Origin of the sequence: Paenibacillus solisilvae (assembly GCF_042656405.1) — a bacterium.
Classification (GTDB): domain Bacteria; phylum Bacillota; class Bacilli; order Paenibacillales; family Paenibacillaceae; genus Paenibacillus_Z; species Paenibacillus_Z solisilvae.
Window position 1 is genome coordinate 1 of the sequence record NZ_JBHSOW010000070.1, and the last position, 25,971, is coordinate 25,971.

The 25,971-nt window shown below is 47.6% G+C and carries 23 protein-coding genes and 1 pseudogene; 21 read left to right on the top strand and 3 right to left on the bottom strand.

Going from position 1 to position 25,971, the window contains the following annotated elements; genetic code table 11:
* Positions 1 to 1,086: 1,086 nt before the first annotated feature.
* The 14 genes and pseudogenes from ACFPYJ_RS19180 (at position 1,087) to ACFPYJ_RS19245 (ending at position 15,130) form a co-directional block, all read left to right on the top strand.
* The gene (locus ACFPYJ_RS19180; protein ID WP_379189800.1) at positions 1,087 to 1,665 is read left to right on the top strand and encodes a TetR/AcrR family transcriptional regulator; all 579 of its coding nucleotides are present in this window, start codon (positions 1,087 to 1,089) and stop codon (positions 1,663 to 1,665) included.
* Positions 1,666 to 1,807: 142 nt separating this feature from the next.
* A complete protein-coding gene (locus tag ACFPYJ_RS19185; RefSeq protein ID WP_379189801.1) occupies positions 1,808 to 2,347 on the top strand; it encodes an NAD(P)H-dependent oxidoreductase in 540 nt (179 codons plus the stop codon).
* A gap of 519 nt (positions 2,348 to 2,866) precedes the next feature.
* Positions 2,867 to 3,138: pseudogene (locus tag ACFPYJ_RS19190) on the top strand (SDR family oxidoreductase); the annotation flags it as partial.
* 87 nt (positions 3,139 to 3,225) lie between these two features.
* Positions 3,226 to 3,642: a (R)-mandelonitrile lyase gene (locus ACFPYJ_RS19195; protein WP_379189802.1), complete on the top strand. Its 417-nt coding sequence runs from the start codon at positions 3,226 to 3,228 to the stop codon at positions 3,640 to 3,642.
* A gap of 437 nt (positions 3,643 to 4,079) precedes the next feature.
* Positions 4,080 to 5,576 carry a malate:quinone oxidoreductase gene (locus ACFPYJ_RS19200; RefSeq protein WP_379189803.1) on the top strand — a complete coding sequence of 499 codons (1,497 nt, stop codon included), beginning with the start codon at positions 4,080 to 4,082 and terminating at the stop codon, positions 5,574 to 5,576.
* Between the two features lie 293 nt (positions 5,577 to 5,869).
* Positions 5,870 to 7,738 carry an ABC transporter substrate-binding protein gene (locus tag ACFPYJ_RS19205; protein ID WP_379189804.1) on the top strand — a complete coding sequence of 623 codons (1,869 nt, stop codon included), beginning with the start codon at positions 5,870 to 5,872 and terminating at the stop codon, positions 7,736 to 7,738.
* Between the two features lie 143 nt (positions 7,739 to 7,881).
* The gene (locus ACFPYJ_RS19210) at positions 7,882 to 8,880 is read left to right on the top strand and encodes an ABC transporter permease (RefSeq protein WP_379189805.1); all 999 of its coding nucleotides are present in this window, start codon (positions 7,882 to 7,884) and stop codon (positions 8,878 to 8,880) included.
* A gap of 7 nt (positions 8,881 to 8,887) precedes the next feature.
* Positions 8,888 to 9,739 carry an ABC transporter permease gene (locus tag ACFPYJ_RS19215; RefSeq protein WP_379189806.1) on the top strand — a complete coding sequence of 284 codons (852 nt, stop codon included), beginning with the start codon at positions 8,888 to 8,890 and terminating at the stop codon, positions 9,737 to 9,739.
* A gap of 11 nt (positions 9,740 to 9,750) precedes the next feature.
* Positions 9,751 to 10,734 carry an ABC transporter ATP-binding protein gene (locus ACFPYJ_RS19220; RefSeq protein WP_379189807.1) on the top strand — a complete coding sequence of 328 codons (984 nt, stop codon included), beginning with the start codon at positions 9,751 to 9,753 and terminating at the stop codon, positions 10,732 to 10,734.
* A complete protein-coding gene (locus ACFPYJ_RS19225) occupies positions 10,731 to 11,747 on the top strand; it encodes an ABC transporter ATP-binding protein (RefSeq protein WP_379189808.1) in 1,017 nt (338 codons plus the stop codon). The genes ACFPYJ_RS19220 and ACFPYJ_RS19225 overlap by 4 nt, the downstream gene beginning before the upstream one ends.
* Before the next feature lie 213 nt (positions 11,748 to 11,960).
* On the top strand, positions 11,961 to 12,695 hold the full coding sequence (locus tag ACFPYJ_RS19230; RefSeq protein ID WP_379189809.1) for a phytanoyl-CoA dioxygenase family protein: 735 nt from the start codon (positions 11,961 to 11,963) through the stop codon (positions 12,693 to 12,695).
* Positions 12,696 to 13,433: 738 nt separating this feature from the next.
* Positions 13,434 to 13,913: an RNA polymerase sigma factor gene (locus ACFPYJ_RS19235; RefSeq protein WP_379189810.1), complete on the top strand. Its 480-nt coding sequence runs from the start codon at positions 13,434 to 13,436 to the stop codon at positions 13,911 to 13,913.
* Between the two features lie 2 nt (positions 13,914 to 13,915).
* Entirely contained in the window at positions 13,916 to 14,500 is a 585-nt protein-coding gene (locus ACFPYJ_RS19240; RefSeq protein WP_379189811.1) for a hypothetical protein, read from the top strand.
* 414 nt (positions 14,501 to 14,914) lie between these two features.
* The gene (locus ACFPYJ_RS19245) at positions 14,915 to 15,130 is read left to right on the top strand and encodes a small, acid-soluble spore protein, alpha/beta type (protein ID WP_379189812.1); all 216 of its coding nucleotides are present in this window, start codon (positions 14,915 to 14,917) and stop codon (positions 15,128 to 15,130) included.
* A gap of 256 nt (positions 15,131 to 15,386) precedes the next feature.
* On the opposite strand, the gene ACFPYJ_RS19250 is transcribed toward ACFPYJ_RS19245, so the two are convergent.
* Entirely contained in the window at positions 15,387 to 15,914 is a 528-nt protein-coding gene (locus ACFPYJ_RS19250) for a hypothetical protein (protein WP_379189813.1), read from the bottom strand.
* Positions 15,915 to 16,231: 317 nt separating this feature from the next.
* On the opposite strand from ACFPYJ_RS19250, the gene ACFPYJ_RS19255 reads away from it, so the two are divergent.
* Positions 16,232 to 16,891: a cupin domain-containing protein gene (locus ACFPYJ_RS19255; RefSeq protein ID WP_379189814.1), complete on the top strand. Its 660-nt coding sequence runs from the start codon at positions 16,232 to 16,234 to the stop codon at positions 16,889 to 16,891.
* A 41-nt stretch (positions 16,892 to 16,932) separates the two neighbouring features.
* The gene (locus ACFPYJ_RS19260; protein ID WP_379189815.1) at positions 16,933 to 17,133 is read left to right on the top strand and encodes a hypothetical protein; all 201 of its coding nucleotides are present in this window, start codon (positions 16,933 to 16,935) and stop codon (positions 17,131 to 17,133) included.
* A 415-nt stretch (positions 17,134 to 17,548) separates the two neighbouring features.
* Here ACFPYJ_RS19260 and ACFPYJ_RS19265 read toward each other — a convergent pair whose 3' ends face one another.
* Positions 17,549 to 18,433: a helix-turn-helix domain-containing protein gene (locus tag ACFPYJ_RS19265; RefSeq protein WP_379189816.1), complete on the bottom strand. Its 885-nt coding sequence runs from the start codon at positions 18,431 to 18,433 to the stop codon at positions 17,549 to 17,551.
* 153 nt (positions 18,434 to 18,586) lie between these two features.
* Here ACFPYJ_RS19265 and ACFPYJ_RS19270 point away from each other — a divergent pair, with 153 nt between their 5' ends.
* Positions 18,587 to 19,456, top strand: coding sequence for a phytanoyl-CoA dioxygenase family protein (locus ACFPYJ_RS19270; protein ID WP_379189817.1), 870 nt, complete (start codon positions 18,587 to 18,589; stop codon positions 19,454 to 19,456).
* Positions 19,457 to 19,483: 27 nt separating this feature from the next.
* On the opposite strand, the gene ACFPYJ_RS33210 is transcribed toward ACFPYJ_RS19270, so the two are convergent.
* The gene (locus ACFPYJ_RS33210) at positions 19,484 to 19,855 is read right to left on the bottom strand and encodes a hypothetical protein (protein ID WP_465263364.1); all 372 of its coding nucleotides are present in this window, start codon (positions 19,853 to 19,855) and stop codon (positions 19,484 to 19,486) included.
* Between the two features lie 460 nt (positions 19,856 to 20,315).
* On the opposite strand from ACFPYJ_RS33210, the gene ACFPYJ_RS19280 reads away from it, so the two are divergent.
* The 4 genes from ACFPYJ_RS19280 (at position 20,316) to ACFPYJ_RS19295 (ending at position 25,808) form a co-directional block, all read left to right on the top strand.
* Positions 20,316 to 20,588 carry a hypothetical protein gene (locus ACFPYJ_RS19280; RefSeq protein WP_379189818.1) on the top strand — a complete coding sequence of 91 codons (273 nt, stop codon included), beginning with the start codon at positions 20,316 to 20,318 and terminating at the stop codon, positions 20,586 to 20,588.
* A 369-nt stretch (positions 20,589 to 20,957) separates the two neighbouring features.
* The gene (locus ACFPYJ_RS19285; RefSeq protein ID WP_379189819.1) at positions 20,958 to 22,658 is read left to right on the top strand and encodes a sensor histidine kinase; all 1,701 of its coding nucleotides are present in this window, start codon (positions 20,958 to 20,960) and stop codon (positions 22,656 to 22,658) included.
* Positions 22,659 to 22,663: 5 nt separating this feature from the next.
* Positions 22,664 to 24,244, top strand: coding sequence for a response regulator (locus tag ACFPYJ_RS19290; RefSeq protein ID WP_379189820.1), 1,581 nt, complete (start codon positions 22,664 to 22,666; stop codon positions 24,242 to 24,244).
* A gap of 94 nt (positions 24,245 to 24,338) precedes the next feature.
* Positions 24,339 to 25,808 carry an ABC transporter substrate-binding protein gene (locus ACFPYJ_RS19295; protein ID WP_379189821.1) on the top strand — a complete coding sequence of 490 codons (1,470 nt, stop codon included), beginning with the start codon at positions 24,339 to 24,341 and terminating at the stop codon, positions 25,806 to 25,808.
* Positions 25,809 to 25,971 lie beyond the last annotated feature (163 nt).

Consider the following 25,971-nt stretch of genomic DNA (forward strand, 5'->3'; position numbering starts at 1 on the left):
TCGTGCTTCTTTACAGAAACAAGCTATCTGCCAAGTGATTAAAACTTACTTTTGGGACAGCCCCTTTTGGGCTGTCGAGAAAATCTCGCCATATTTTTCTATGCTATGAAATTTAACACGACACCGCGTTAATATACAGTGGTATGACGAAGCAAGAGGTTGAAGCATCGAAGTGGGGAAAGCCCAAGAGTATCAATACTACTATCACAAATATCGGATTGAATAATGATATAGCATAAGATATACTAATTTAGTAATTTAGTAATTTAGTAAATATTCCGGTTGTGGTTAGCGGCTGATTGCTCATTGCCGGTGCGCTTTTTTACTAACCCAGCTTCATGAGAAAGTTATATCATTAATTTATATAAGCTTTTAATGTAAATGGGCTTAATTTTGAGAATCGAAGAATCACCGCACGACTTCCGCGGGAGAATTGCGGTTCATGTTTATAAATTACAAATAAGGGTAAAACTATAAATGAGAACTATCGATTGAGTTAAACTGATATTCATAGCGAACTGTGAGTAAGTCGGACCGCCAGAAGGTGCTGACAAGGAATAGGCATTACATCAACGATAATAAAACCGCCAAGAGATAGTACCTTGGCGGTTTTTCTCTATTCCCAAACACCTTGAAGACTGGAACAAGGCTTAAGAATCCGCGTAAATCGCGGCACTCGATAACGAGGGAGACCAGCGTTTGGTCGCCGTGGCCGAAGTTCTTACTTATTGTTACGCAAGTTATGAGCCAGCAATCTCGGGACTGTTGATCGATAAACTGAGCTGGAAGTGGATTTTTTGGTTGTCGCTCCCTTGCCCCAAAGCGCTCTTTGTCATGAATAAAATTCCCGAAATCTTGTGATGATAAAAGAACAGAATATGGGATGAGCGTGGTGAAGATCCATACTATTTTCAAACTTGTTCGAAAGGAAGAAGAATCGTTCGGCTTAATCGACTGCCTAGCGACCATAAGTAAGGGACGCCAGGCTGGCCGTGGCGGTAATTAAATCAAGGTGTTCGTAGAGGGACTTAAATCTTTTATAAAAAAGGCTTTGACATTCTAACTACTAAAAGGTAGAATGAGCTCATGAACAAAAACGCTAACACTGCAGATGTCATTTTGGATACCGCTCAGACGATGGTGCAGGAATCCGGATTTAACGGGTTCAGCTACGCACATATTGCAGACAAAATTGGGATACGTACTGCCAGTATCCATTACCATTTTCCTAGCAAGGAGGATTTGGGAGAAGCGCTTATTAAGCGGTATCGTGAAAACTTTGTTTCCTTCATTACTCAGGTCGATGCAGAACCGCGAAACAGTTTGGAAAAACTCCGTAAGTTTATTGAACTTTATCGCGGAGGCCCTGTCGACAATTATCGTACATGCCTGGGAGTCATGTTATCGACTGATCTGACCTCATTATCAGGCAAAGCACGAGAAGGGGTAGCGCAGTTTTTTACAACGAATTTAGAATGGTTGGAACGGGTCTTGGAGGAAGGACGTCGTGAAGGGATCATAAGATTCGAGGGTGCCGCGGATGTGCAGGCTCATCAATTTTTCGCCTCGCTGCAAGGGGCACAATTGCTGGCAAGAAGTTTCCGGGAATTAAGGAGATTTGATACAATTGCCGAAGGATTACTATCCGCTTTAGCTAAGGAATAAAGCGGATTTTTTAACTTATACCTACCTTTTAATAGGTCAAAAAAGGGATGAATAATATTTTTCGAAATTGGTTAAACGGGAGCAAAGTGGGAAATTATATATTTTTAGCTTTAAAAAAACAAATATGAATGGAGCAATTACAATGAAAACATTAGTTATCATAACTCATCCGAACATGGCTGCATCCCGTGTCAACAAATCATGGCTGGAAGAATTGCAAAAGCAAGGTGATTTCACTATCCACGAATTATACAAGGAGTACCCTGACGAAAATATCGATATCTCCAAAGAACAGAAGATGCTTAAGGCGCATGATCGGATCATTTTCCAATATCCGCTTTACTGGTACAGTACGCCACCACTGCTAAAAAAATGGTTTGATTCCGTATTACAATACGGTTGGGCATATGGGCCGGATGGCAGTAAAACAGAAGGTAAAGAAATAGGCGTAGCGATCTCGACATATGGCTCTGAAGAATCCTATCAACCAACCGGGTTTAACCAATTTACACTTGAGGAAATTCTACGACCAGTCCAAGCGCTTGTTCATTTTATCAGTGCCACTTATTTGCCACACTTTGCACTAAGCGATATTTCCAACCTTACTGACGAGAGGTTAACACAGAGTAGTATCGATTACATCCATCATATTAAATCTGTGAAGCCAGTCGTGGTTGGTTAATACTATCGCGTGTTACAGCTGGATGGTATGCAGCAAAACTAAGATTTTGAGTATTGTCTATATAATTTTCCCAATTAAACGATTCGTATCATATCATTGCGGCTGCCCAATTGAAGGATTGTTTTTGGGGCAGTCTTTTTGTTTGAACAGGGAATCAGCCACAGATGGATAAGCGATCTCTTGGTTCACAACTCATAAATCTTTAACTGTTACTATTGACTTGGAGTTAACACCAAGCTGTAAACTCCTCTATGTAGTCAGAGAGAGGAGGAATAGATATGATTTAACACAAGCCCTTCGGGAGTATAGCCCAAGAGTGAAGGTCACCAAACTTTCTTTAAGAATAATTAACAACTTAAGCACCTTTGTTCATTAATTAACACATCGCATCTATTTAACAATTGTAATCATAATGATTGTGCGTATAATAACAAATGTACATTTATAAATTAATGTTCATTATTTATAAACATTGGATATGGTGAAATCAAACAATGAACTGGCTGAGTATGCACTTCAAAAATCGAGGAATGGAATACCATGATTGATGTAAATATTAAAGGCAATACTTTATGGTATTTCGGCTGTTCTTCCTTCAATGAAAGAAAGAAAAGAAGGACTTATTATATCTTGCTTCAGTTGCTGGGCACGTTGTCGGAATTGGAAGTTCCGTCTATGCTTTAACAAAGTTCGCTGTACGTGCGATCACTGAAGGTCTGCGTAAAGAAGAGTCGGTCGGCAGCAATATTCGTACAACGATTATCTCGCCAGGAGCCGTTACAACTGAACTAGGTCCGAAATAAGCGGCTTCTGGAATGGTGATTGTTACCCATTCACTGGGGTAGAAACTAAATATATAAGTCGAGGAGAATAATAATATGAATAAATTAAATCAATTATCTGAAAGTGTAATCTTCCCGAAAGGTGAAAAAATCACGAATAACTATTTCATTGGGGCAGCATGGCTGGAAATGCTGGTTCCTAATGACAGCACTTTTAATTGCCCGATAGGTAATGTAACGTTTGAACCAGGCGCAAGAAATAATTGGCATAAGCACCCGGGTGGCCAGATTCTGCTTGTTACTGGCGGCAAAGGATATTATCAGGAAGAAGGCAAACCGGTACAGGTGCTTCATGAAGGAGATGTAGTAAAGATCAGTCCGGATGTGAAACATTGGCATGGGGCAACACCGGGTAGCTGGTTTACACATATTGCGATAAGCACAAATGCCCAAAAAGGCGATACCAAATGGTTGGAACCCGTAACGGATGAAGAATATAACAATTTAAACTAACATGGAAATGGAAGGGGCAGGAGGAAAACCAGAGGGCTAGTGATTGACAAGTACATTATCGCATTAGAGGCTGCGTGAATCGCGGCTTTTTTGTGTTGGTGAACCGTATCACAAGTAACGGCGAAAATTAGATGATGCGGTTCACTAGCAACGGCAAACCAAAGCCTTAATCCTTGCAAGAAGCCGGGTTAAGGCCTTGGTTTTTGTGTGTTCCTAGGACCATGTGGATGAATTTATCACTTTTTACCAGCTTCTAAATAGCTTATAATTATCACATAATAGTAGATTTTTTCATCTATTAATAATTGAAATACACTGTGATAGGGTTATAATTAAACTAGAATAGGTGTGACTAGGTCGCGCCTTGGCTTGGTGTGACGGATAAGCAGGAGGCCTAACATCCTTTCTGCAAATTTTAGGGTATAAGGATGGTAAAAATGAGCAACAGAGAAACTAAAACAGACGTCATCTTAATTGGTGCCGGAATCATGAGTGCGACTTTAGGGACACTTCTGAAAGAATTAGTACCGGAATGGGAAATTACAGTGTTTGAGAAGCTCGGAAATGCAGGAGAGGAAAGCTCTAACGAGTGGAATAATGCAGGAACAGGGCATGCTGCACTGTGCGAGCTTAACTACACTGTCGAAAAACCAGACGGATCTATAGATATTAGCAAAGCTATCAAAATTAATGAACAGTTTCAGCTTTCCATGCAGTTTTGGTCCTATCTTGTAAACAGCAAGCTGATACGTAATCCGCAGGAATTTATCATGCCATTGCCTCATATGAGCATGGTACAAGGGGAACAAAATGTAAATTTTTTAAAGAAACGTTTTGAAGCGATGTCAAATAATCCTCTGTTTCAAGGGATGGAATTTTCCGATGACCCTGGAAAACTGATGGAATGGATTCCGCTTATTATACAAGATCGTCCATCGAATGAACCTATAGCGGCAACCAAAATCGACTCTGGAACTGATGTCAATTTTGGTGCTTTAACGCGCATTTTGTTTAACCACTTAAAGAGTAAAAACGTCGATATCAAATACAAACATAGCGTTGATAATATTAAACGTACTAGCGACGGCTCATGGGAATTGAAAGTGCGAAACGACAGCGGCAACGTCGAACGCCATACTGCAAAATTCGTCTTTATCGGAGGCGGGGGAGGAAGCCTGCATTTACTGCAAAAATCCGGTATTCCTGAAGGAAAACATATTGGAGGATTCCCGGTAAGCGGAATATTTATGGTGTGTAATAATCCGGATGTTGTAGCGCAGCATCATGCAAAAGTATACGGCAAAGCTAAGGTTGGAGCTCCACCAATGTCTGTTCCGCATCTTGACACAAGATTTATCGACAATAAAAAATCGTTGCTATTCGGACCGTTTGCCGGCTTCTCGCCAAAGTTTTTAAAAACCGGTTCAATGTTTGATTTAGTAACTTCCGTTAAACCGAATAATCTCGTAACGATGTTGTCGGCAGGTGCAAAAAACATGTCATTGACAAAATACCTGATCGAGCAAGTTATGTTATCGAAAGAAAAGCGCATGGAAGAGTTACAAGAGTTTATCCCGAACGCCAAAAGCGAGGATTGGGATTTAGTAGTAGCGGGCCAACGTGTGCAAGTTATCAAAGATACTGAAGCTGGCAAAGGTACACTTCAATTTGGTACGGAAGTTATTAGTGCCGCTGATGGCTCGATTGCAGCATTACTAGGTGCTTCTCCAGGTGCTTCTACTGCTGTTCACGTTATGCTTGAGGTAATTAATAAATGCTTCCCGCAGCATATGAAAGAGTGGGAAGCGAAAATTAAAGAAATGATTCCTTCTTATGGCGTGTCACTATTGGAAAATCCAGAGCTTCTGCACGAAATTCATACTTCAACTACAGAGACGCTTGGTCTAGGCGATAAAGAGCTAGTCTATAGATAATGATGTTAATGAGCAGTTAAAGGCGTATCTGTTGGATTTCATTATATGGTTGATAGGTTACCTGTTTTAGCTAACGTTCCTCGAGACGTTGGCTTTTTTTGTTACATATTTTTTTCGATTTAGACAGCCGTATGGCATGAGAATGCAAAAATAGGGCCTTAATATACAAAGACGAACATTAAAGAAATTGCTTATAATTATAGAACGATCAGAAAACGCTTACATTTCCAAAGGGTGGTGATATGGAGCAACGATAAGGTGAACTAATGTGTCCTAAAATAGGAGGAAAGTTGATGCGAATTCGGAAATTAATGTTTTTATTGCTTCCATTTGTGCTGGTTGTCTCTGTATTTTTGAATGGTTGTACAGAAGATAATGCGAAAGTATTCAGAGATTTAGGCGGGTGGCCAAAGCCGCCGTTGTTTCAAGGCAATCCTTTTGCCTCCGGTGGTGTAGGCCAGGCCTGGCAGTATACGTTTGAGGGATTATTTCAATTCGTTCGCTCAACGGATAAAATCTATAATCGTTTGGCTGAATCGATTAAGCACAATGGCAACGAAACCGTGATCAAAATAAGATCGGGTGTCAATTGGCAGGATGGTGAACCATTCACAAGCAAGGATGTATGGGGCTACTATATGCTCAATAACGGCGTCGAAGTCACAAAATATTTAACTGGCATAGAAACGCCCGATGAAACGACAGTTGTCTTAAAATGGCAGGAGCCAGCCCCGTTTGAGGAAATGAAAAATTTGTTTATAGCGCAGGATTGGCAGGCCACAATTCCCTATCATTTATATGGTAAATATGTAGATAAGGCGGATAGTTTGCTAAAGAATGCTAAGCCGACAGATAATCCCGAAAAAAAGGGACCGTTCGGCTTAGAGATTTCAGACAAGCTGCGGAAAGAATTGGATACAAACTGGCAGAACTTTTTGAAAGCTGGTCCGAAGATGCCTGTGGGCACAGGTCCGTTTATCGTGAAAAAAGTAACCGCTTCCGATATGATTTTAGAGAAAAACGAGAAGTATTGGAAGGCCGAAAACATCAAATTCGACCGGATATTTATTAAAAATCCTGGATCCGACTCATCCGGATTAGCTTTGCTGAAATCGGGCAAGGTCGATACATATCCTGGTACTCCACCTAGAGATATTCTGGAAAATATGCTTGCTTCCAACAAGGATCTCGTTCATTACCGTATGTTTGATCCGGCGACGATCGGAATGGTATTCAATCTGGATAAACCGCCGTTTGATAACCCGAAATTCCGTCAGGCTGTCGTCTTCGCACTGGATAGAACAAAGATTCGCGAGGTCGGCAACTACTATGGGCAGGAAGCGGACGTCTCGATGAGCGGAATGCCGCAATCCGAACTTGCCAAATGGGTAACTCCGGAGATCCGGGGTAAAATGACAAAATTCACTTATAACCCGGACAAAGCAGGAGAACTGTTAACCGAACTCGGTTGGAAGAAGGGTGAGGGCGGCAACTGGGAAGACCCGAGCGGCAAGACGCCGAACTTTATTATCGGGGTGAACGGCGGATGGTTGCAAGCGGTGAACTCAGCTCAGATCACCGCCGAACAATTGACGAAATTCGGCCTTCCGACCAAATTAATGGCCGTCGATGGCAGCGTATATTACAACAACTCGACCAAGGACAAAGGTGCTTACCACATGTCTGTCGATTGGGTTGACGTTTCTTGGGGCTTCATGTTCCCGTGGAATTCGTTGCGGAATTTCTATTGGGGCGGTATCGGGAATATGGCTCATCTGCCCAAATATAAGGACGGGCCGGACAAAGGAAAATTAAACATGCAAATACCAGGTCCGGGCGGGCAGGTCGTTGATATTGACAAAACCTTAAAGGAAATCCCCTATATTCAGAAGGAAGAAGATCGTAAAGACGCGATTTCCAAGCTGGCATGGATTACAAATGAAAATGCATATGGCGTAGGGTATTTCCAAAACACAACCGGTTATTTTGAGAATGTAAAGACGGTCAAAGGTTGGCCGAGAGAGGATGAATTCGAGAAATACAATCGCAGTCTGCCGGTGCCTACCGAACCTGATGACATCGATGCGGTTTCTGAAATCAACTTTGGATTTGGGGGATTAACGTACTTTGTGGAAGGAAGATTAGCACCTAGAGAGAAATGATCCTGAATGGAGAGAATTTCGAAAGCGCTCATGCTGCTATATGCGGACAAAGATTGGGCTTCACGGCGATCATACGTATCCAATGTACGTGCCCGATCGTTGTGGAGCCCACAAGCTTACATACCATTTCTAGGAGGATCAGGATGACGCCGATCATTGTGTTAAAGCGAATTGGCATGGCGGTCATTACAATATGTTTAGCTACGATCATGACCTTCGTGCTACTTCGATTAACGCCGGGCAACGCAATTGATGCATGGGCCCGCGATTATGCAACTCAGTTCGGGATCACATTGGAAGAAGCCTACCGGCGGATTGCGGCCATGATTAATTATAATCCGAACGAACCGTTACACGAACAGTTCGTTCGTTATATTTCAGGTCTCATACATGGAAACCTTGGCGTTTCGATGATTTACCAGCAGATCACGGTAAACTCTATTATTGCAAACGCGATGCCTTGGACGATTTTTGTAGCAAGCATTTCGCTTGTCATCAGCTTTCTGATCGGAATGTTTCTGGGCGTGAGAATGGCTTGGAAAAGAAATTCTATTTTGGAGCCGGCGATCTCCTTGTTTTCGGTCATCACCTCAGCCATTCCGGATTTTATTTTTGCCATCCTATTGTTGGTTGTCTTTGCTTACGGTTTAAACTGGTTTCCTGTTAACGGCGCTTACGATCCCTTTGTGACACCCGGCTTCAATCTCGACTTTATTGTAAGCGTGCTCTACTATGCGGCTATGCCGATCTTAACGTTCGTCATCACGCATATTGGCGGTTGGGCACTTATGATGAAAGGCAATGCCGTAAGCATACTTGGCGAAGATTATATTATCGCGGCGAAAGCGCGAGGAATATCCGAATCGGTCATCATGAACCGATATGTTCTGAAAAATGCGATGCTGCCGATGATCACCATGCTGGCCATCACCTTCGGCGGGATGCTGGGCGGGGCAACACTTATCGAGAATGTCTTCCAATACCCCGGTATCGGATACTTTCTGGGGGAAGCGACGAGAACAAGAGATTATACGGTGATGCAGGGCATTATTTTGTTTCTCAGTGTCACTATGGTCGTTGCCAATCTCATTGCGGATTTGGTTTATTCGAAGCTCGATCCGAGAATTAAGGTAGAGGGGTAATCGGAAAATGAGAGGAATTATTGGCTTTTTCAGAATCATTTGCCATAACAAAAGATCGCTCATAGGTTTAATCGTTCTGATCATTTTCATTTTAATGGCGACCGTAGGGCCGTTCGTTTTTAAACTCAATATGACAGTCGACTATAATAACCGATACCAGTCTCCATCGTTAGAACATTGGCTAGGAACCGATTTTGCCGGGAGGGATACCTTTATACAATTGGTGCATGGCTCCAAGGAAGTGCTTCTTGTTGGTTTACTTGCTGCCTTTTTCACATTGTTTGTCGGTGCATTTCTTGGGACAATCTCCGGTCTTATCGGCGGAAAACTAGATGCGGTTATTATGCTGATTACCAATCTGTTTCTAACGATCCCCAGCTTTCCGATTTTGATTATTTTGGCGGCTATTTTCTCAATCAGAGACCCTGTCTCCTTCGCCCTCGTGTTAAGCGCGTGGAGCTGGCCTGGCCTTACGCGCGCTGTCCGCTCGCAAATTATTTCACTGAAGGAAAGGGACTTTATCGTCATCTGCAAGGTCATGGGAATGAGCAAGCTGCATATCATTTTCAAAGAACTTATGCCGAGTATCACTTCGTTTTTATCCATTAATTTTATTATGACGATGCGCGGTGCAATTACAGGCAGTGTAGGGATTATGATGCTGGGACTAGCTCCTTACTCGCCGACTAATTGGGGACAAATGCTTAATCTCGCCGTTTCTCAAACAGGCGGTATCTTTAATCCACTAGGCTTCATTTATCTGTTTTCACCGATTCTTTGTCTTGCATTATTTCAACTGGGTTCGATCTTTTTTGCCAATGGTATTGATGAAGCTTTGAATCCAAGGCTTAGAGGATAGAAGGGAGTACCATGAACGAGAACAATCTGATTGAAATCAGAGATTTATCAATAGAATTCAAACTTCACTCGGGAACGATTCGGGCTGTCGATCAAGTTTCACTCGACATTCCGAAAGGGAAAGTGACCGCTTTGGTCGGAGAGAGCGGCAGCGGCAAATCCACACTGGCTTCGGCTATTCTTAATATCGTTTCATCACCAGGGATCATCAAGAACGGAAGTATCCTATTCAATGGCGAGGATATTGTGCAATACAGCGCGAATCGACTGCGCCAGTACTGTTGGACGGACGTATCTATGGTATTTCAAGCCGCACAAAACGCGTTAAACCCTGTCATGCGCATTGGGGATCAAATGATTGAGACTGTCCTGGCTCATAAAAAAATGAGGAAAGAGGAGATCATCAAGAAGGCGTCCCAGCTGCTCGATTACGTCCGGCTTGAGCCGAGCCGCGTGTTGAAAGCTTACCCGCACGAATTGAGCGGCGGCATGAAGCAGCGTGTCATGATCGCCTTCAGCCTGCTGCTCGACCCAAAGCTGGTCATCTTGGACGAACCGACAACCGCGCTTGATGTCATCACTCAAGATTACATTTTTGATATTCTCTTAAAGGTTCATAAGGAAATGAACATTACGATGCTTCTTTTGTCACACGACATTTCCGTCGTTGCCAAAGTGGCTGATCGTATTGGTGTCATGTATGCCGGAAAGATTGTGGAAACCGGGGAAACGTTCGAGATGTTCGAAAATACCAAACATCCGTATACGGCGGGACTCATTCAAGCGGCTCCGTCCCTATTGGATGATGTCAGTAAAAATAAATCCATCAGAGGTTCTTCGCCGAATTTGTTAAACTTACCGCCCGGCTGTGCATTTCATCCAAGATGCGAGTTTGCAACCGATCGTTGTAAGCAGGAACAGCCTCGGGGGATTTCTGTCGGGAAGGGTCGTATCGCTGCATGCCATTTGAATGAGAAGGGAGAGATGCTTGCTTGAGCAGCTTGCTGGAACTTCGCAATATAAGCATGATTTTCGAGCAAAAATCGGAACTGTTTGGCAAACCGACACCCATCCCCGCCATGACCGATATTCAATTATCCTTTGAACCTGGAGAAATAGTAGCGCTCGTAGGGGAAAGCGGCTGCGGAAAAACGACGCTGGGCAAAGTCGTCACGGGGCTGCATAAACCGACCAGAGGGCAGCTTCTTTTTCAAGGCAAAGACATATGGAAAATGAATAAAGGGGAGTTTTCAGAGTACCGTCAAGGCGTGCAGCTCGTCCAGCAGGATTCGTATGCGGCATTAAACCCTATGCGAACCATATTCCAATCGCTATCCGATCCTATCATGCAGCAGAAACTGGTAAATAGTCGGAAAGAAGCGTACGACCGTGTATGTGAGCTGCTAAATACGGTCGGGCTGACGCCGCCCGAACAATTTCTCGATAAGTATCCCCATCAAATGAGCGGCGGTCAAAGACAGCGGGTACTGATGGCAAGGGCGATCTCATTGCGCCCAAAACTCATCGTTGCCGACGAACCTGTTTCCATGATAGATGTATCCCTGCGAATGGCGATTCTGCAATTAATGTCAACGTTAAATAAGAAACTCGGCATTGCCTTTATCTATATTACGCACGATTTGGCGACCGCACGCTATATTGCACAACATGGCAGAATGGTTGTCATGTACTTGGGGAAAATCGTCGAGCAAGGAAGTCTTCATGATGTGCTTGCCGCTCCTAAGCATCCTTATCTACAGGCACTTCTATCCGCTGTTCCGGTACCGAATCCAAGGATTGCGAAAGTAAAAAGGGAATTGCCGCTAAAGAGTTTAGACATGCCTAGTATCTCGAATCCGCCGCCCGGCTGCGCATTTCACCCAAGATGCCTGTATGCGGACCTTACATGCGAGCAGATAGCGCCATCTCTGCTTCCTACCGGCAGGACGATCGTGTCATGTCATCACGTAGAGAAGGTGCCAAAATGGACCATAGCTACCGAAAAGTAATATTTAAGATTAGTGTATTCTTCATTGTATTGATCGTCTTCTTGCTTTTTATTGTGAAAAAAGATTCCGCCGAATACGTTGTTCTGGTCTTATCGCTTGGTGCCAATCTTTTTCTGTCCATCGTTATCCTTTTCTTGGCATGGATGGATCGAAACCGCGGCTCTCAGCGATAGGTATTCCCAAAACGAATTCTTTTGAAAAAGGTGAGACACAATGATAGAGCCAATGGGCCGTATTTCTCCTCTGGATGAAGCACAGATTTCTTTTTTTGCCAATAACGGCTATCTTCTTCTCCGTCAGGCATGCAGCGATGATTTACTCGATATTTATAACCGGCATATGTACAATCTTGCTAAGAACGAGATACCGGATCAACCGGATTCTGTAGAAAAAGCGACCTTCTCTTTTCGTGTTTTTAATCCCCATCTGAAAGACAGCTTCTCCTTGCAAATGCTAAAGATTCCTATTATTAGGGGGGCGTTAGCCCAACTGATGGGTGACGAAGCGGTTGGCGTTCAGAGCATGTACTTCTTTAAGGAACCCGGCTCAAAAGGACAAGCAGCGCATCAAGATTTCGAATATATTCATCATGAACCGAATACAATGATTGCTGCGTCCATTGCGATGGAGAAAAATGATGAAGAAAACGGATGCCTCCGGGTTATTCCAGGCAGTCACAAGCTAGGACCGCTCCCACACGGAAAGGTGAAAAACATCCTGGAGCACGCGGATTGGACAACGGAAACGGAAGGCGTGGATTTGACGGCAGAAATACCTGTTGTAATGGAAACAGGGGATATCCTGTTTTTTCACAGTTTGCTCGTCCATTCCTCTACTCGTAACAAAACGAAGGACAGATTCCGCAGATCCTATGTCTGCCATTATATACGGCAAGATTCCAATGTAACGTTGCGGGGAGATTTGAAACGAAAAATCGATCTGTATTAAGACAGCAACTCCCGGACGGTTTATCGCAGCTATGCCGATCGTAGACAATCATTCATTTATTTAGAGACCCATAATCGGGTCTCTTTTCTTTGGCCTGACAGGCCTGCAGAAAAAAATCAAAACCGCGAAGGCTTGATGCTGCGCGGTTTTTTTCTATTTATACCCCTATCATTTACTATTCTTTTATTTGGCTGCAGTAGACTTACATTAATGAAAGTTATCATTACGTTCACAAGTCTCCAGTCGACAGTTCACATTATCCGCTAATCAAGTAATAATTATTGAGAATCCCGGAAATCCTTATATTTTTATTAAAAGGAAACTGCATCCATACCGACAAATAACTGGATTCAAAAGTCAAATTCATATCGTGTAAATGTCCCTGCGCACGGGATTGTTCTTCTGAAAGTTGCGGGAACTTCAATTCAGCAAACAAAGTAGAAAATTAAGTGTCGGTTTGCCCAAGAAGGAATAGGACAGGTATTCTCTCCAGAGGCACGTAATGGTAAATAATTCATGGTCACTTTACTCATTCGAGTACTAACAGCCCCTTGGCTCCATTCGCCCAAGGGGCTTGTTGTTTGCTTCTGGCCCGCGGACTGTTGCCGTTTTTGGCCGTCGGACATACTTATAGGAAGCGCAGTACTCCCCTTTTAAAGCAATTGTCCCAAACTTATTTTTACTGCGTGAAAAATAAAGGGCTCCTCGATTGTATTACTAGTGAAAGGAGGACATCAGGTGAACGATTCATATGAGCTCAATGAATCCGTCCGCAATGCCGTGGTCAACTATTCCGACAGCCTGGTCAAGATAGCGTTCGCCTATCTCAAAATCGTTGCCGACGCGGAGGAAGTCGCGCAGGAAGTATTCCTGGCCTATCTCCAGAAATCCCCCGTCTTCGACAGCGTTGATCATGAGAAAGCCTGGTTAATCCGAACAACGATCAATAAATGCAAGAACCTGCTCAAGACGAGCTGGTTTAAAAGTCGTAACCCCATACCGGACAACCTGTCTTACCTTCCGAAGGATGAATACATGGTCATGCAGGCTGTATTATCATTGGATAAAAAATATCGGGTCCCGATCCATCTCCATTATTACGAGGGCTACTCATTGGAAGAAATAGCGGACATTCTTCATGCCAAACCCGCAACGGTAGGGACTTGGCTTGCTCGCGGGCGCAATCAGCTTAAAGAAGTTATAGGTGGTGATTTGTGAAGATGAAGACATCTAGTTATAAATCGGCCATGTCCAAATTGAAAACGAGCGAAGACTTTCAAGATCGTGCGCTTGAACGCTTAAACCTGGAAAGGCACAAACAAATCGATAACGATAAACGAAATGGAGAGATTCCTATGAGAGCAGCTAATCCGGCAGTAAAGAAAAACAAGGCGGTCATCTGGGCAGCGAGCATTGCGGCTTGCGCGGTATTGACTTTAAGCATCTATGCGTTTAACGAGAACGGAAGTGGTACTGGTACTGCCCCTGATCCGGTCACGAACAACCCAAGCGGCGGCATCGTTGAAAATAACGGTCCGGGATCGGCGACTTCGGCAAAGCATCGGGTCAACATTGACGGTGTCATTGATGAGGTAAGCGCCGATGGCCAAAGCTTCCGAATCGGCGAGTTGTGGGTGACGGTAACGGAAAAAACGACTTACGGCATAACAGGCCCGACGGCTCCTGATCCTTCCGAGCAATTGGTAAGTAAGGAATTTAAAGTCGGCAACACGGTATCCGGCTTCACCTCGGGAGACGTCACGAGTGGGAAGGTCACGGCCGACGTTATTTACAACAATTTTTAAGCTGTTAACAGACTAACCGCATTCTCATATGGATGCGGTTTTTTTGCTAGCTGCGGGCCTGTTTCGGGAATGTAATGGTTGCCAAATCGGCGGTTTTAAATTCAAATCCCACTCTAGGATGATTATCGAAAAACTAAGTTGTACCTGCAGCATCGCTGCCGTTGAATACGGCAGGGCCGGACAGGATCAGATCGATAAAGCCGTCCGTAGCTATGAAGAGCGAGTAACGGATTTCGCCAGCCAAGACTGCAGCTGCCGAAGGGAAATCCGCTGCGGTTACGCTGATTGGTCGGTAACTTTGCCTTTATTCATAGTAATATGGATAAAAATTGGAAATAATTACATTCTGAATCCATGTATAATAGCATTCTACCAACGCATACTACCTTCAAATACAAAGGAGGTGTCACTAATATGAGTCGCAGTTCTTCGAGAAATCAACTGGTTGTACCTCAAGCCAATGCAGCACTGGATCAAATGAAATATGAAATTGCACAACAATTTGGGATTCAACTTCAACCTAATGGTTATAATGGGCAACTACTTACCCGTGAAGCTGGTACGATAGGTGGTAACATTACCCGTACATTAGTACAAATGGCTGAACAGCAATTGGCAGGTCGTTCTTAGATCGTTGAGTAGTTCACAGATATTCTTATTAAAGGAACATGTGACCATTGATTTCAAATTAGCAATTAACCAAAAGAAGTTTCACCTTGTTAAACAGGTGAAACTTTTTTAATTTATGGTCCTCTAGGGAATAAATCTCTTGATTAGAAAATAGATAAATTCAATTTTATTGTTTTTGCTATTACGAAAATGACCCAAGCCACTAACTTTTGCATCTGTGTTCCAGGGGATTGAAGATGAGCCAAGTATCTTCGAGTTATGTTAATTGCTTTGCTCTATGGAATATCTGGAGTAACGTCTCAAAGTCTTCCTTTAATGTTTCTTCAGTAATCGTTTGTTGAGGGATGAATTTTAATTGTTCTAGCTCATCGTTCTTTTGTTGCAGCTGTTCTTTTAGGCTTTTAATTTGAATTGCCATATTTTTTATAAGTTGTTGCTGCTTTTCAGCTAATTGAATGATTTTATCCATGTAATCAGGCATGTATTCCTGATCTGTTGACACTGCTTCCGTTACAATAGCTGAAACACTTACTTGGTTAATTATCTGGTTTGAATTGGAGCGTTGGTTTCGTTCTAGTTTTGCTCCTTCAATTTCCGTTGCATATTGTTTTCGTATTTGAGAGTTCCATCTAAATCCACAAGCACTTTCTGTTCTTCCCAATTGGCGAGCTGCCTCATTAAAAGCGGCTAGCTGTGTACTTTTTTCACAAATATGTTTAATTACAATCTTTGCGAGCAATTGGTCTTCATCCGTTCTCCATCCATCTTTTCTTGCCTCTTGCATGATATCACCTCACTAGGGTTTTAGTAGCCATTCTTGCCTGTTCTCTTATATTTATGCATTTGATTACTATTAACATGCCGTCTCTGTAGTTACGGTAAATTCTAAACAATTAAATGAAGATATCCCTATGTAAGCTCAACTGGCTTTATTGATAGACTTATCCATGACACTGGGCCGGCTGCTGCCGAAGATCACGATCAAGAAGCAGTTAGATGAAAATAAAGCATTAGAACGGGCAGGATCGTGCATTAGTCATGGCTGTAGATGCAGTGGAATACGCTTAGTAAAGATGAAACCACAATTGGGAGGCTGAGCGGATGGCTGTATCCTACATGGATTTCACTTCTCCAAACGTACAATATTTCTACGATCTGAAGAACAATCGTACATTCACGAAGGACGGGAACAATTTCATTAACGCCCTTGGTATTCAGCAGATGAATACGCTGGGCAACGTATCTCTGCTCGACATCTACTTATCCAAAGCGAATGTGGTTGAGCCGCATATTCATCAGAACGCCTCTGAGCTGGTCTATTGCATTCGAGGCGCAGCGGTCGTGTCGATCCTGAATCCGTTCACGAAAACCGTGCTTAACTACAATATTACGCCCGGCCAGGTGGCTAATGTTCCCCAGGGGTGGTTCCACTGGGAGATAGCTACCGAAGACGATACGCATCTGCTCGCAATCTTCGACGCGCCAGTACCGGAATTCATCGCGGTATCCGACTTCCTCAGGCTGGCCCCGAGAAACATGCTCGCCCATACGTACTGCCTCGATCAAGCGATGGTGACGCAGGCGCTCGCGCCGATCAAGAGCACGACGACGATCGGTCCGTCGGCCGATTGCCCGAATCAAGCGCGGCCTGACAGCTACCCACCGCAGGCGGAGCAACATCCGCAAGCCTCCTATCCGGGATATGTGGCGCGGCAATCTCCTTACCCCGGTATCGGTAACGGCTACAATCGGCAGGGATAGCTATGTGATACAGTGTCCCTGTTCAAGATTATTGTACTTGTATGGGTGTCATGCTTGCTACTGACCTTGCTACTTTATCAAGTAAAGTACAAGAAGGGTTAGCTCAGTTGTTCACCGCCAATCTAGAATGGTTGGAACGAGTGTTGGGTCAGGGAAGGCTTGGGGTTAAGAAAGTGGACAATATGACAGTTAGTATTAAAGGAAACATTTGGGATGTAACCAAAACACACAGGCTTGAATAAAAAAAAATCGCTCCCCTAAAAGGCAAAGGGGGAGCGATTTTTTAGTTTATTCGAACCTAAAAATTAAGTCGGATCAATACGGCCAGCATCGGGCGTTATAAGAATATCGTTGTACAGAGGCGAAGGGTTCCAAAGCAGAGACGATGTTCTTCGCCCATGAAGGGATCTGGCACTACGCCCAACCCAATTACAAAGACGATACGCTATAGGTGTTTAAACAGTATCTGCGTCCTCGGTATTGAGTTAGAGACAGATGTCGCTGTCATTCAGGTCGAGTCACCAGAAGAGGGCATTCTTAAGTTCCAAGCAGACAGAGGAAAAGGTATATTCTTTCTCCAAGCAGCAGATAGAACACCAAAACAAGCAGCTCTCCCTTACCAAAGGCTGGACTGCTTGCTGTCATATAAGATTCATGTTAACCCCCGTATCCTGCTATTTGCGCCCCGGCACGATACCTGCTTGGGCTAACGCCGAAACGAGCCGTGAACTGGCGCGAGAAATGATGGATTGACGAGTAGCCGAGCTCGGCCGCGACGGAAGTGACGGAGCGAGAGGTCTCCTGGAGCATAGCGGCGGCTTTTTTCAATCGGGCCTGGACCACGTACGCATGAACCGGTATGCCGGTCTCCTGCTTGAACAGCTCGTAAAAATAGGACTTTTTGAGTCCACACGCCTTGCTCCACTCCACATGGCAAGCCGCCCGCTCGGGATGGGCATCGATCTTCCGCAGAATGCGCAGGATCCGCTGGTCCTTGGGGCGAAGCGCAAACAAGGTATGGTGCAGCTCCAGCAGCCACGCATAGAACAAGCTGTCCAACATGCACTGCCGGTAGACGCGCGGCTCGTTGGCCGTGCGCGAGAGGTAGACGAAGTTGTCGAGCAGATGCGGGTAGGCAGCTAGGGACACCGAGACCGGCAGCCGGTCGAGCTCGGGGCAAGTCGCTTCAAGTGTCCCCGTCTCCGAATGGTACGGATTCGGCGGGAAGGTGAACTGCGGTAGATCGGATATGAAACCGTCCTGCTGCCAGAGGTCGCAATAGACATTATGCGATTGCACTTGATCATCCGCAGAGACATGGAAGGAATGGCCTACGCCGGGACGGACGAAGACAAGCATGCCCTTGTCAAGTGCGATCGTCCGGTCTTCCACCCTCATGAAGGCATGTCCGCCGCCGCCCATGAATAGATGGAAGGCATAGCAGTTACCCAGCCGGTGCCGTTCGTACACATCGCCGTTGTATTGGTAAAATCGCGCGGTACCGACGTGGGGCGTCATCTCGTACAACTGCTGGGGGGGCATGGTCACATCTCCTTCGATTTTTTGGCGGAAAATTGGACAAATCTGCGGAACCTAAACCAAATACGGCGTTCTTCCGTCATGATACCATGTAAGCGTTACAAAGGAAACGTTCGTGACTCTAGTAATTAGGAAACAGGAGGCGTAGCGATATTTATGGAAACTGGACGAAGAGGCGGAAATTTGACCAAAGAACAGCTGGACACGTACGACAAGGAAGGATACCTGGTGATGCCGGATCTGCTGGATGAGGCTGATATGGAGCAGGCACGGCAGGCGATGATGGAGAAGGTCTCGATGATCGCGGATGAGCTGTATGCCAATGGAATGATCGGTGATAAGCTGGAGCATCTGCCGTTCCCGTACAGGCTGGCGGGGCTTTTTGCCGACTTCACGGATAAGGAGTTTCTGCACTATGGCCGAGGGTGGCGCGACCGGATCCCGGGTTACTATCACCTCATGAGCAATCCTAAAATCCTCGATACGGTTGAATCTCTTATTGGCGGGGAGATCTTCGCGAGCCCTGTCTATAACGTTCGGCCCAAAGTGCCGAAGGTGGCAGCCGGTGCCGTTCCCTGGCATCAGGACAAGTCGTACTGGCCGGACGCCAACGTGAACCCGGTCATTACGGTATGGATTTCATTCGTCGACGCCACACTGGAAAATGGCTGCCTCCACATCAAGCCAAGGACGCAGCGAAATAAACTGCTGGAGTGGCACCAAGAGTCCTACTCCGGTACTGGATACACGGCACTACACGAGCAGCAGCTCGGCAAGACGCCGACGGTGCCGCTGCCGGTCAAGGTCGGTACAGCGATCCTATTCAACGATCGGCTGCTGCACATGTCGACGCCGAACAACTCCGACCATGTGCGCTGGAGCGTAGATCTCCGGTACCAGCCGACCGATCAGGATCCAATGCCGCAGCACGGTACCGGCTTCCTTGCGCGCAGCTATCTGTATCCAGAGCGGGTAGCCACGCTCGAGGACTGGATGGATAACCGACTGGAGCATACGTCCGTATGAACATCACCGGCATCCCGAAAACCGATGTCATATCGTCCAGCCGCCGGATCCATCTCGAATTCCATAAGCCGCATTGGGTGGATAAAGTTGGTGAGCATTACGATCCCGACCGGCTCGTCCGTCACCGCAGTGTTCGGCCGATGCGCCTGCGGCAACGCTTAATACGAATCCGACATTGCGCCCGTCCATCCCGGCCTGCAGCAGGATCTGCTCGCGCCTCTGCTGCCGTTGGCGAAGCGGGATAGCATCAGCCTCTTCGTACACTTTGGTACGAACATTAACGATCGCTTCGTTATCGTCGATCCCGAATGGGCCTTGCAAATGCGTGATGGACGATGGCTGGATACGAACTATGGCGTCGAGTGGGGTTGGGCCTGTTACAATTCGCCATTCATCCACGAATGGTTCCACCCGCTGCTCCGGGAGTTCGTCCGGAAGTTTCCGGATGTCGCGGAGATATTTATAGATATGGGCACCTATCCGAACGGATCCTACTATTGCTCATATTGCCTCGATAAAGCCGTCTAGCTTGGGCTCGGTCCCGCAAGCAACGACGACATGGACCGTCTGGTCGACCTGACGCTGCGCGCCTTTATGGAAGATTCCCGAGCGATCGTCAAGGAGGCGAGCCCCGGGATGGCATCCACCTGCAATTGCCGCTGGTAAGTGGGACGTGCACGAGACGAGGCGCTCGATTATATCGAACTGGAAGCGCCGATAAGCTGGAACAGCTACCACTTTCCGGTGATGACGCGCTACTTACGGCAGACCGGCAAGCCAGCCAGCGGCATGACCACATGTTCCCGAAGAACTGGGGCTTCTTCGGGAGCCTGAACAAATAGACGCAGCTGGCGTTCGAATGCGCGACAATCATGGCGACGCTCGGCAGCTGCTGTATCGGGGAGCAGCTGCATCCGTAGGGCCGTTGGAGGTCGGCGTTTATGAGCTAATCGACCGGGTCTACTGGGCCGTTGAAGAGCTGGAGCCGTGGACACTCGGCGGCGCTTCGAGCATCCCGTATATCGGCGTGGTCGCCGATGATCGCCGGCTAAGCCGCCCGGGTCTACCTGGCGCCGGGTATGCAGGAGGTCTCCTATACACTGGACGGCACCGGCGCCCTGTCGGCGGTTGAACCAGAGCTGCACATCCACCAGATACTGGTGGTCGAGTTCGCCTACCGGTGCCATTCCCTCTCGCAAGCCGTTTTCGTCCCGAAATGATTCGGGGTGGAAACGGCTTCTTGCTTTCAGGCTGGCAATTATACAAGAGGATCGGTCGAAAAGTGCAGGATCGCGATCAATCTCATCGCAAATTGTGCAATGGCGGCCCCATTTAGGGTTGAATTTGGCCCCCATTTCTGCAATAGGCCCGACACCGCTGCGCCGGCAGACCCTCGAATGGTCAACGGGCTTTTTCCACCGTCCAAAAAAGGAGAACGCCGCATATGCGGCGAATGCTGCATACACATGTCCGCATTCGATCTGCCAAGGAGGTCATTGCCATGCCACTTTTCAGAAAGCTGTGGAACCGGCTCACATCCAAGCTGTTCTACAAGATTCTCGTCGTCTACTCCCTGCTCACCGTCATCCCGCTGATTATCATTATAGGCCTGTTCTACATCCGGACCACGTCCATCATGGAAGAGAAGATCAAGACGACGAGCAGCCAGACGCTGGTGGAGACGGCAGACAAGATCGACGGCATCCTAAAGCTCGTGGAGCAGCTGGCCCTTCGGCTTGGCAACCTATATTCCGCCAGCAGGCTGCTGAACAATGCGGATGACCCCGACATATATCCTCTTACCCCTGCAGATCGTACCGATCTGGAGCTGGCACTGATGGACGAGCTGCGGACTGAGTTGGCGTCTGAAATGATGATTGACGAGGTGTACCTATTCACCTTGGACGGCTATACGTATGCACTGGAGGGAGCAAAGCCGGTGATGAGCTTCCCCGCCATTACGTATATCGCGAACCTACAGGAGATGGATAAGCTGGGCTGGGCGTTCTTTACCGATCAGCGACGGGTCACATCGGCCATGAAAGTTGTCAACCGGACGACGGAGCAAACAATCGGCTACATCGCGATCATGCTGAAGCCCCAAGCGCTGCAGGAGACGTACGCCTCCTACACGAACGGAGCGTTCTACATCACGAACTCCAATAATCTCATTCTGTCCGCCCGGGATACGAAGCTGATCGACAGCCGCCTAGAGCTGGCCGGGAAGGATCAAGAGATGGTGGTGAATCGGCGGAGCTCGTACTATACGGGCTTTACCTATACAAGCTTCCTGCCAAAGAAGGACCTTAACCGCGAGATCACGGATTTGGCTTACTATGCGGTAGGGATTACGCTGGTTGCGTGGTTTATCGTGTTCATCCTAACGTTCCTCATCCTCAGGCATATTACAAAACCGCTTATGAAGCTGAGCGGGTTGATGCGTCGGGCGGAGCGGGAAGAGTTCTACCAGATCGGCGGCATCACGACGAACGACGAGATCGCACAGCTATGCACCAGTTTCAACCGGCTTATGGAGAAGATCAAATATCTGATCCAGAAAGTCTACAAGACGGAGCTTCTGAAACGGGAGGCCGATCTCAAGGTGGTGAAAATGCATCTTAACCCTCATTTTCTCTACAATACACTGGAATCGGTCAGTATTATGGCGAAAGGGCCTGAGGCCGCGGAAATTCCCAATATGGTCGATTTGTTATCGAAAATCCTCCGTTCCTCGATCATGCCCAAGCAGGATCTGGTGCCGCTTGAAACGGAGCTCGGTTTGGCTACGGCCTTTCTGCAGCTGCATAAATACCGTTACAAGGATAAGCTGAATTGGTCGATAGAGATCGAGCAGGGGCTGGAGGCGCTGAAAGTTCCAAAGCTGATTCTGCAGCCGATCGTCGAAAACGCCATCAAGCATGGCGTCGACCAGTTAACGGAACGGCAGGGCCGGGTCGCCATTAGGGCGTACGAGCATCAATTCGACCTAATGCTGGAGGTTCAGGACAACGGCCCCGGCTTCTCGGTCTCGCGGCGCGCCGCGTCGAGGGGGCTCGGCACAGGTATCGAAAATGTGGAATCGCGGCTGCACCTGCTTTACGGCGGCAAATACGGGATCACCGTGAAGAACAGCGAGGGCGGGGAATTCGGAGCGGTTGTGCAGATCCGTCTGCCCATCATCCTGCAAGAGAGGGGAGAATGACGATTATGAGAATTCTGATCGTTGACGACGAGGCGTTGATCCGCGACCATCTAGGAGGGCTTCTGGAATGGGAGGCCGTCCATTGTACGGTCGTTGGCAAGGCCTCGAACGGACTTGAGGCGCTGGAGATGATCCAGAAGACCGGCCCGACGCTCGTGATCACCGATATCCGGATGCCCGCCATGAACGGGCTGGAGTTGGCCGAGCACCTCCGAGCAGACCATCCGCACATTCATGTGATGTTCATCTCCGCATACCACGACTTCGAGTACGCAAAGCAGGCGATGAAGCTCGGCGTCTGCGATTTCATCACGAAACCGATCCGCATTCCCGAGCTGCTGGAATCGGTGGAGCTGCTGCAGCAGGGTGTTCTGCGAATGAACGAGGACGATCGGCTGGAGCAGGAGAAGCTAATGGCGCTGTTGTTAGCGTGCGAAGGAGAGCCGGACGAAGCCGCCGTGTTGATCCGCAGGCGGCAGGTCGAAGACCGGCAGATCCAGGTCGCGCTGGTGGAGATCGACAACGCCGAGCTGCTGTATCTCTCGGATAGGCCCTTGTCCCTGATGGTTCTGCGAGAGATCGTTGACCACCGGCTGAAGGACCAGCCCCGTCTGTATTGGACGTACCTTGACCGCAATGGCATCATCGCCGTCTTCTTCGAGCCGGACGGATCGGAGTTCGGGACGGGTTCCGAGCCGCTTGCGATCGCAGGCGGACTGGTCACCGATGTTAAGGAGATAACCGGGCACAGCGTGTCGGTCGGTATCAGCCGCCGGCTGCCATCGGTGCTGGCGATACGCGAGGGGCTGTGGCAGAGCAGGCAATGCCTGGAATACCGGATGCTACTCGGCAAGGGATCGATCATCTCCTTCGATGCACTGGCCCAGTTGGAGCAAGGACGGGTGTCGCGGGAGGAGAAGGCGATCGTCGAGTTGATCGGCCATGTCCGGCTCGCCGACCAGGCGCAGATCGCCGCATCGCTGCGCGGCATTTATCGCGAGATGCTGGCATCCGGCATGAATAAGAACGTGATTCAGCAATATGCCGCCGAGATCCTTAGTCGTACAGACGCGTTGTTCGAGGAGTTGCATTTCCCCGTCGATCAGGAGCGCCGCATCCAAGCGCAGAAGTCGCTGTTCGGGTACAGCATCCTGGCTGATCTGCTTCAATTCCTGTCCGATTACCTCGGCAAAGCGGCCGAGTCTATCGCTGCCCGCTCCCACCCGGAGCAGCCGACGGTGGTCAAGCGGGTGTTCGATTACCTCGACAAACACTGTACGGAGGAGATTTCGCTGCTGTCACTGTCCAGGCACCTGCACATCAACCACTCCTATCTGTCGCGCCTAATCAAGAAGGAGACCGGCGTCAACTTCCGCGATCTGCTCTGGAAATATCGGATCGACAAGGCCAAGGAGCTGATGCGACGCGGTGAGGGCAAGACATTCGAGATTGCCTACGAAGTCGGGTTCAAGGATCCGTCCCACTTCAGCCAGGTGTTCAAGCGTACAGTGGGTGTAAGCCCTTCGGGATACCGTGATTCGCTTACGCCGGAGCAGCAACAAGTCAATTCCAGCACAGATAGGTAAACTGCCCACCTTCATCGGGTCGTCTGCCCCCTGTACAATAGAACTATCACCGATGAGGGGCACAATACCATAACCAACAAGGAGAGTGCTGACATTGAAAAAGAGAATAGCGGCCATTATAAGCGTTATCGCGGTTCTGTCGCTCGTGCTTCTCGGCTGCTCGAACAACGGGGGGAATGACGGAAGCTCTTCCACGAACAGCGGTGCCGATAACGCCGGCAAGGTAGACGACAACGGGAGCAAGGCCAGCCAGAAGATCACCATCCGTTTCGATCCGCAGGGGCATCTGCCGAAGAAGCCGGACGCTCAGGATCCGACCGAGAAGAAAGTACTCGATGAACTGAATAAGGAATATATGGACACGCACCCGAACGTGTCGATCGAGCTTGTTAAGGTGCCCGCGAACCAGGACCGCAACGCTTGGCTGCAAGCCCGGATGATGGCGAAGGATGCGCCTGATGTGTTCTGGCTCAACTTTGAAGAAACCTGGAACAACTACAAGAAGGGCTGGTTTCTCCCGCTCGACGAGTATCTAGAAATGCCGAATCCGTATAACGACAACCAGATCTGGAAAGATACGTTTGTGCCGGGCATTCTCGATTCTGTGCGTGCGCCGGACGGTAAGCTTTACGACATTCCCGCGGACGGCGTGGGCGTGGCGATTTTCTATAACAAAAAGATCTTTGATCAACTGAACCTTCAGCAGCCCAAGACCTGGTCCGATTTCATGGACATTTCCGCGAAAATCCAGCAGAACGGCGTCATCCCCTTCGCCTTCAACATGGTGAATAAAGGCTGCTGCGATGCGCAGTGGTCGGACGCGCTGATCCACAATCAGTTCCTAATCGGTAAGATTGATGAGCTGGACACGGACAAGAACAATCGCGTCGATCCAGTGGAGATCGCCAAGGCGACGCAGGCCGGCATGCTGCCGAACGTGGAAGTGCTGAAGCAGGAATTCACGCTGATGAAGGAATGGTCCAAATACTGGCCGAGGGGCTTCGCTGCCAAGTACGACAAGAACGAGATGTTCGCGTCCGGAAAGGCGGCCATGATGTTCGGCGGTAGCTGGACGATCTCGGAGCTCAATGCGATGAAAGTACCGTTCGAATTCGGTTCGTTCAACTTCCCGACGATCACCGAGGGAACAGCTTCGCTATCGACAGAGACCGGCGCTAAGATTTACGGGCCGTGGGGGCCTGGACAGTGGATCGTGCCGGGCTACCTGAAGCAGGACGATCCGGACAAGATCAAGGCCATCATCGACTATCTGATGTTCCTAAGCAAGCCGTCCAACATTTCCGCACTCGATAAGGAGACAGAATCTGAGCCAAACATCATCGGCGCCGAAGCGCCGACCGGCCATGAAGTGTTCCAGGAAGACATTCCACTCATCGTCATCCAGCATTACCAGGCGTTCCTTGGAAAAGCCTTCTCCGACAAGTTCGAAAGCGCACTGTCGCTTTATCTATCAGATAAGCTGAACCTTGACCAGTTCATTACACAGGTGCAGCAGTTCTATAAACAAGGCGCCGCGGAGACACTAACACAGCAGGGACAGTGATAGGACCTCACTCCTATCGGATGTAACAACATGGGGAAAGGGGAATCCCTTTCCCCATGTTTGTTAAATGCAGGTTTTACGATAGCAATGGTGAATGATGCCGTTAGAGAGCGAGCCATTGCACACACGTTCTGTAATGGAGCCGTTTGAGTCACTTTTACAA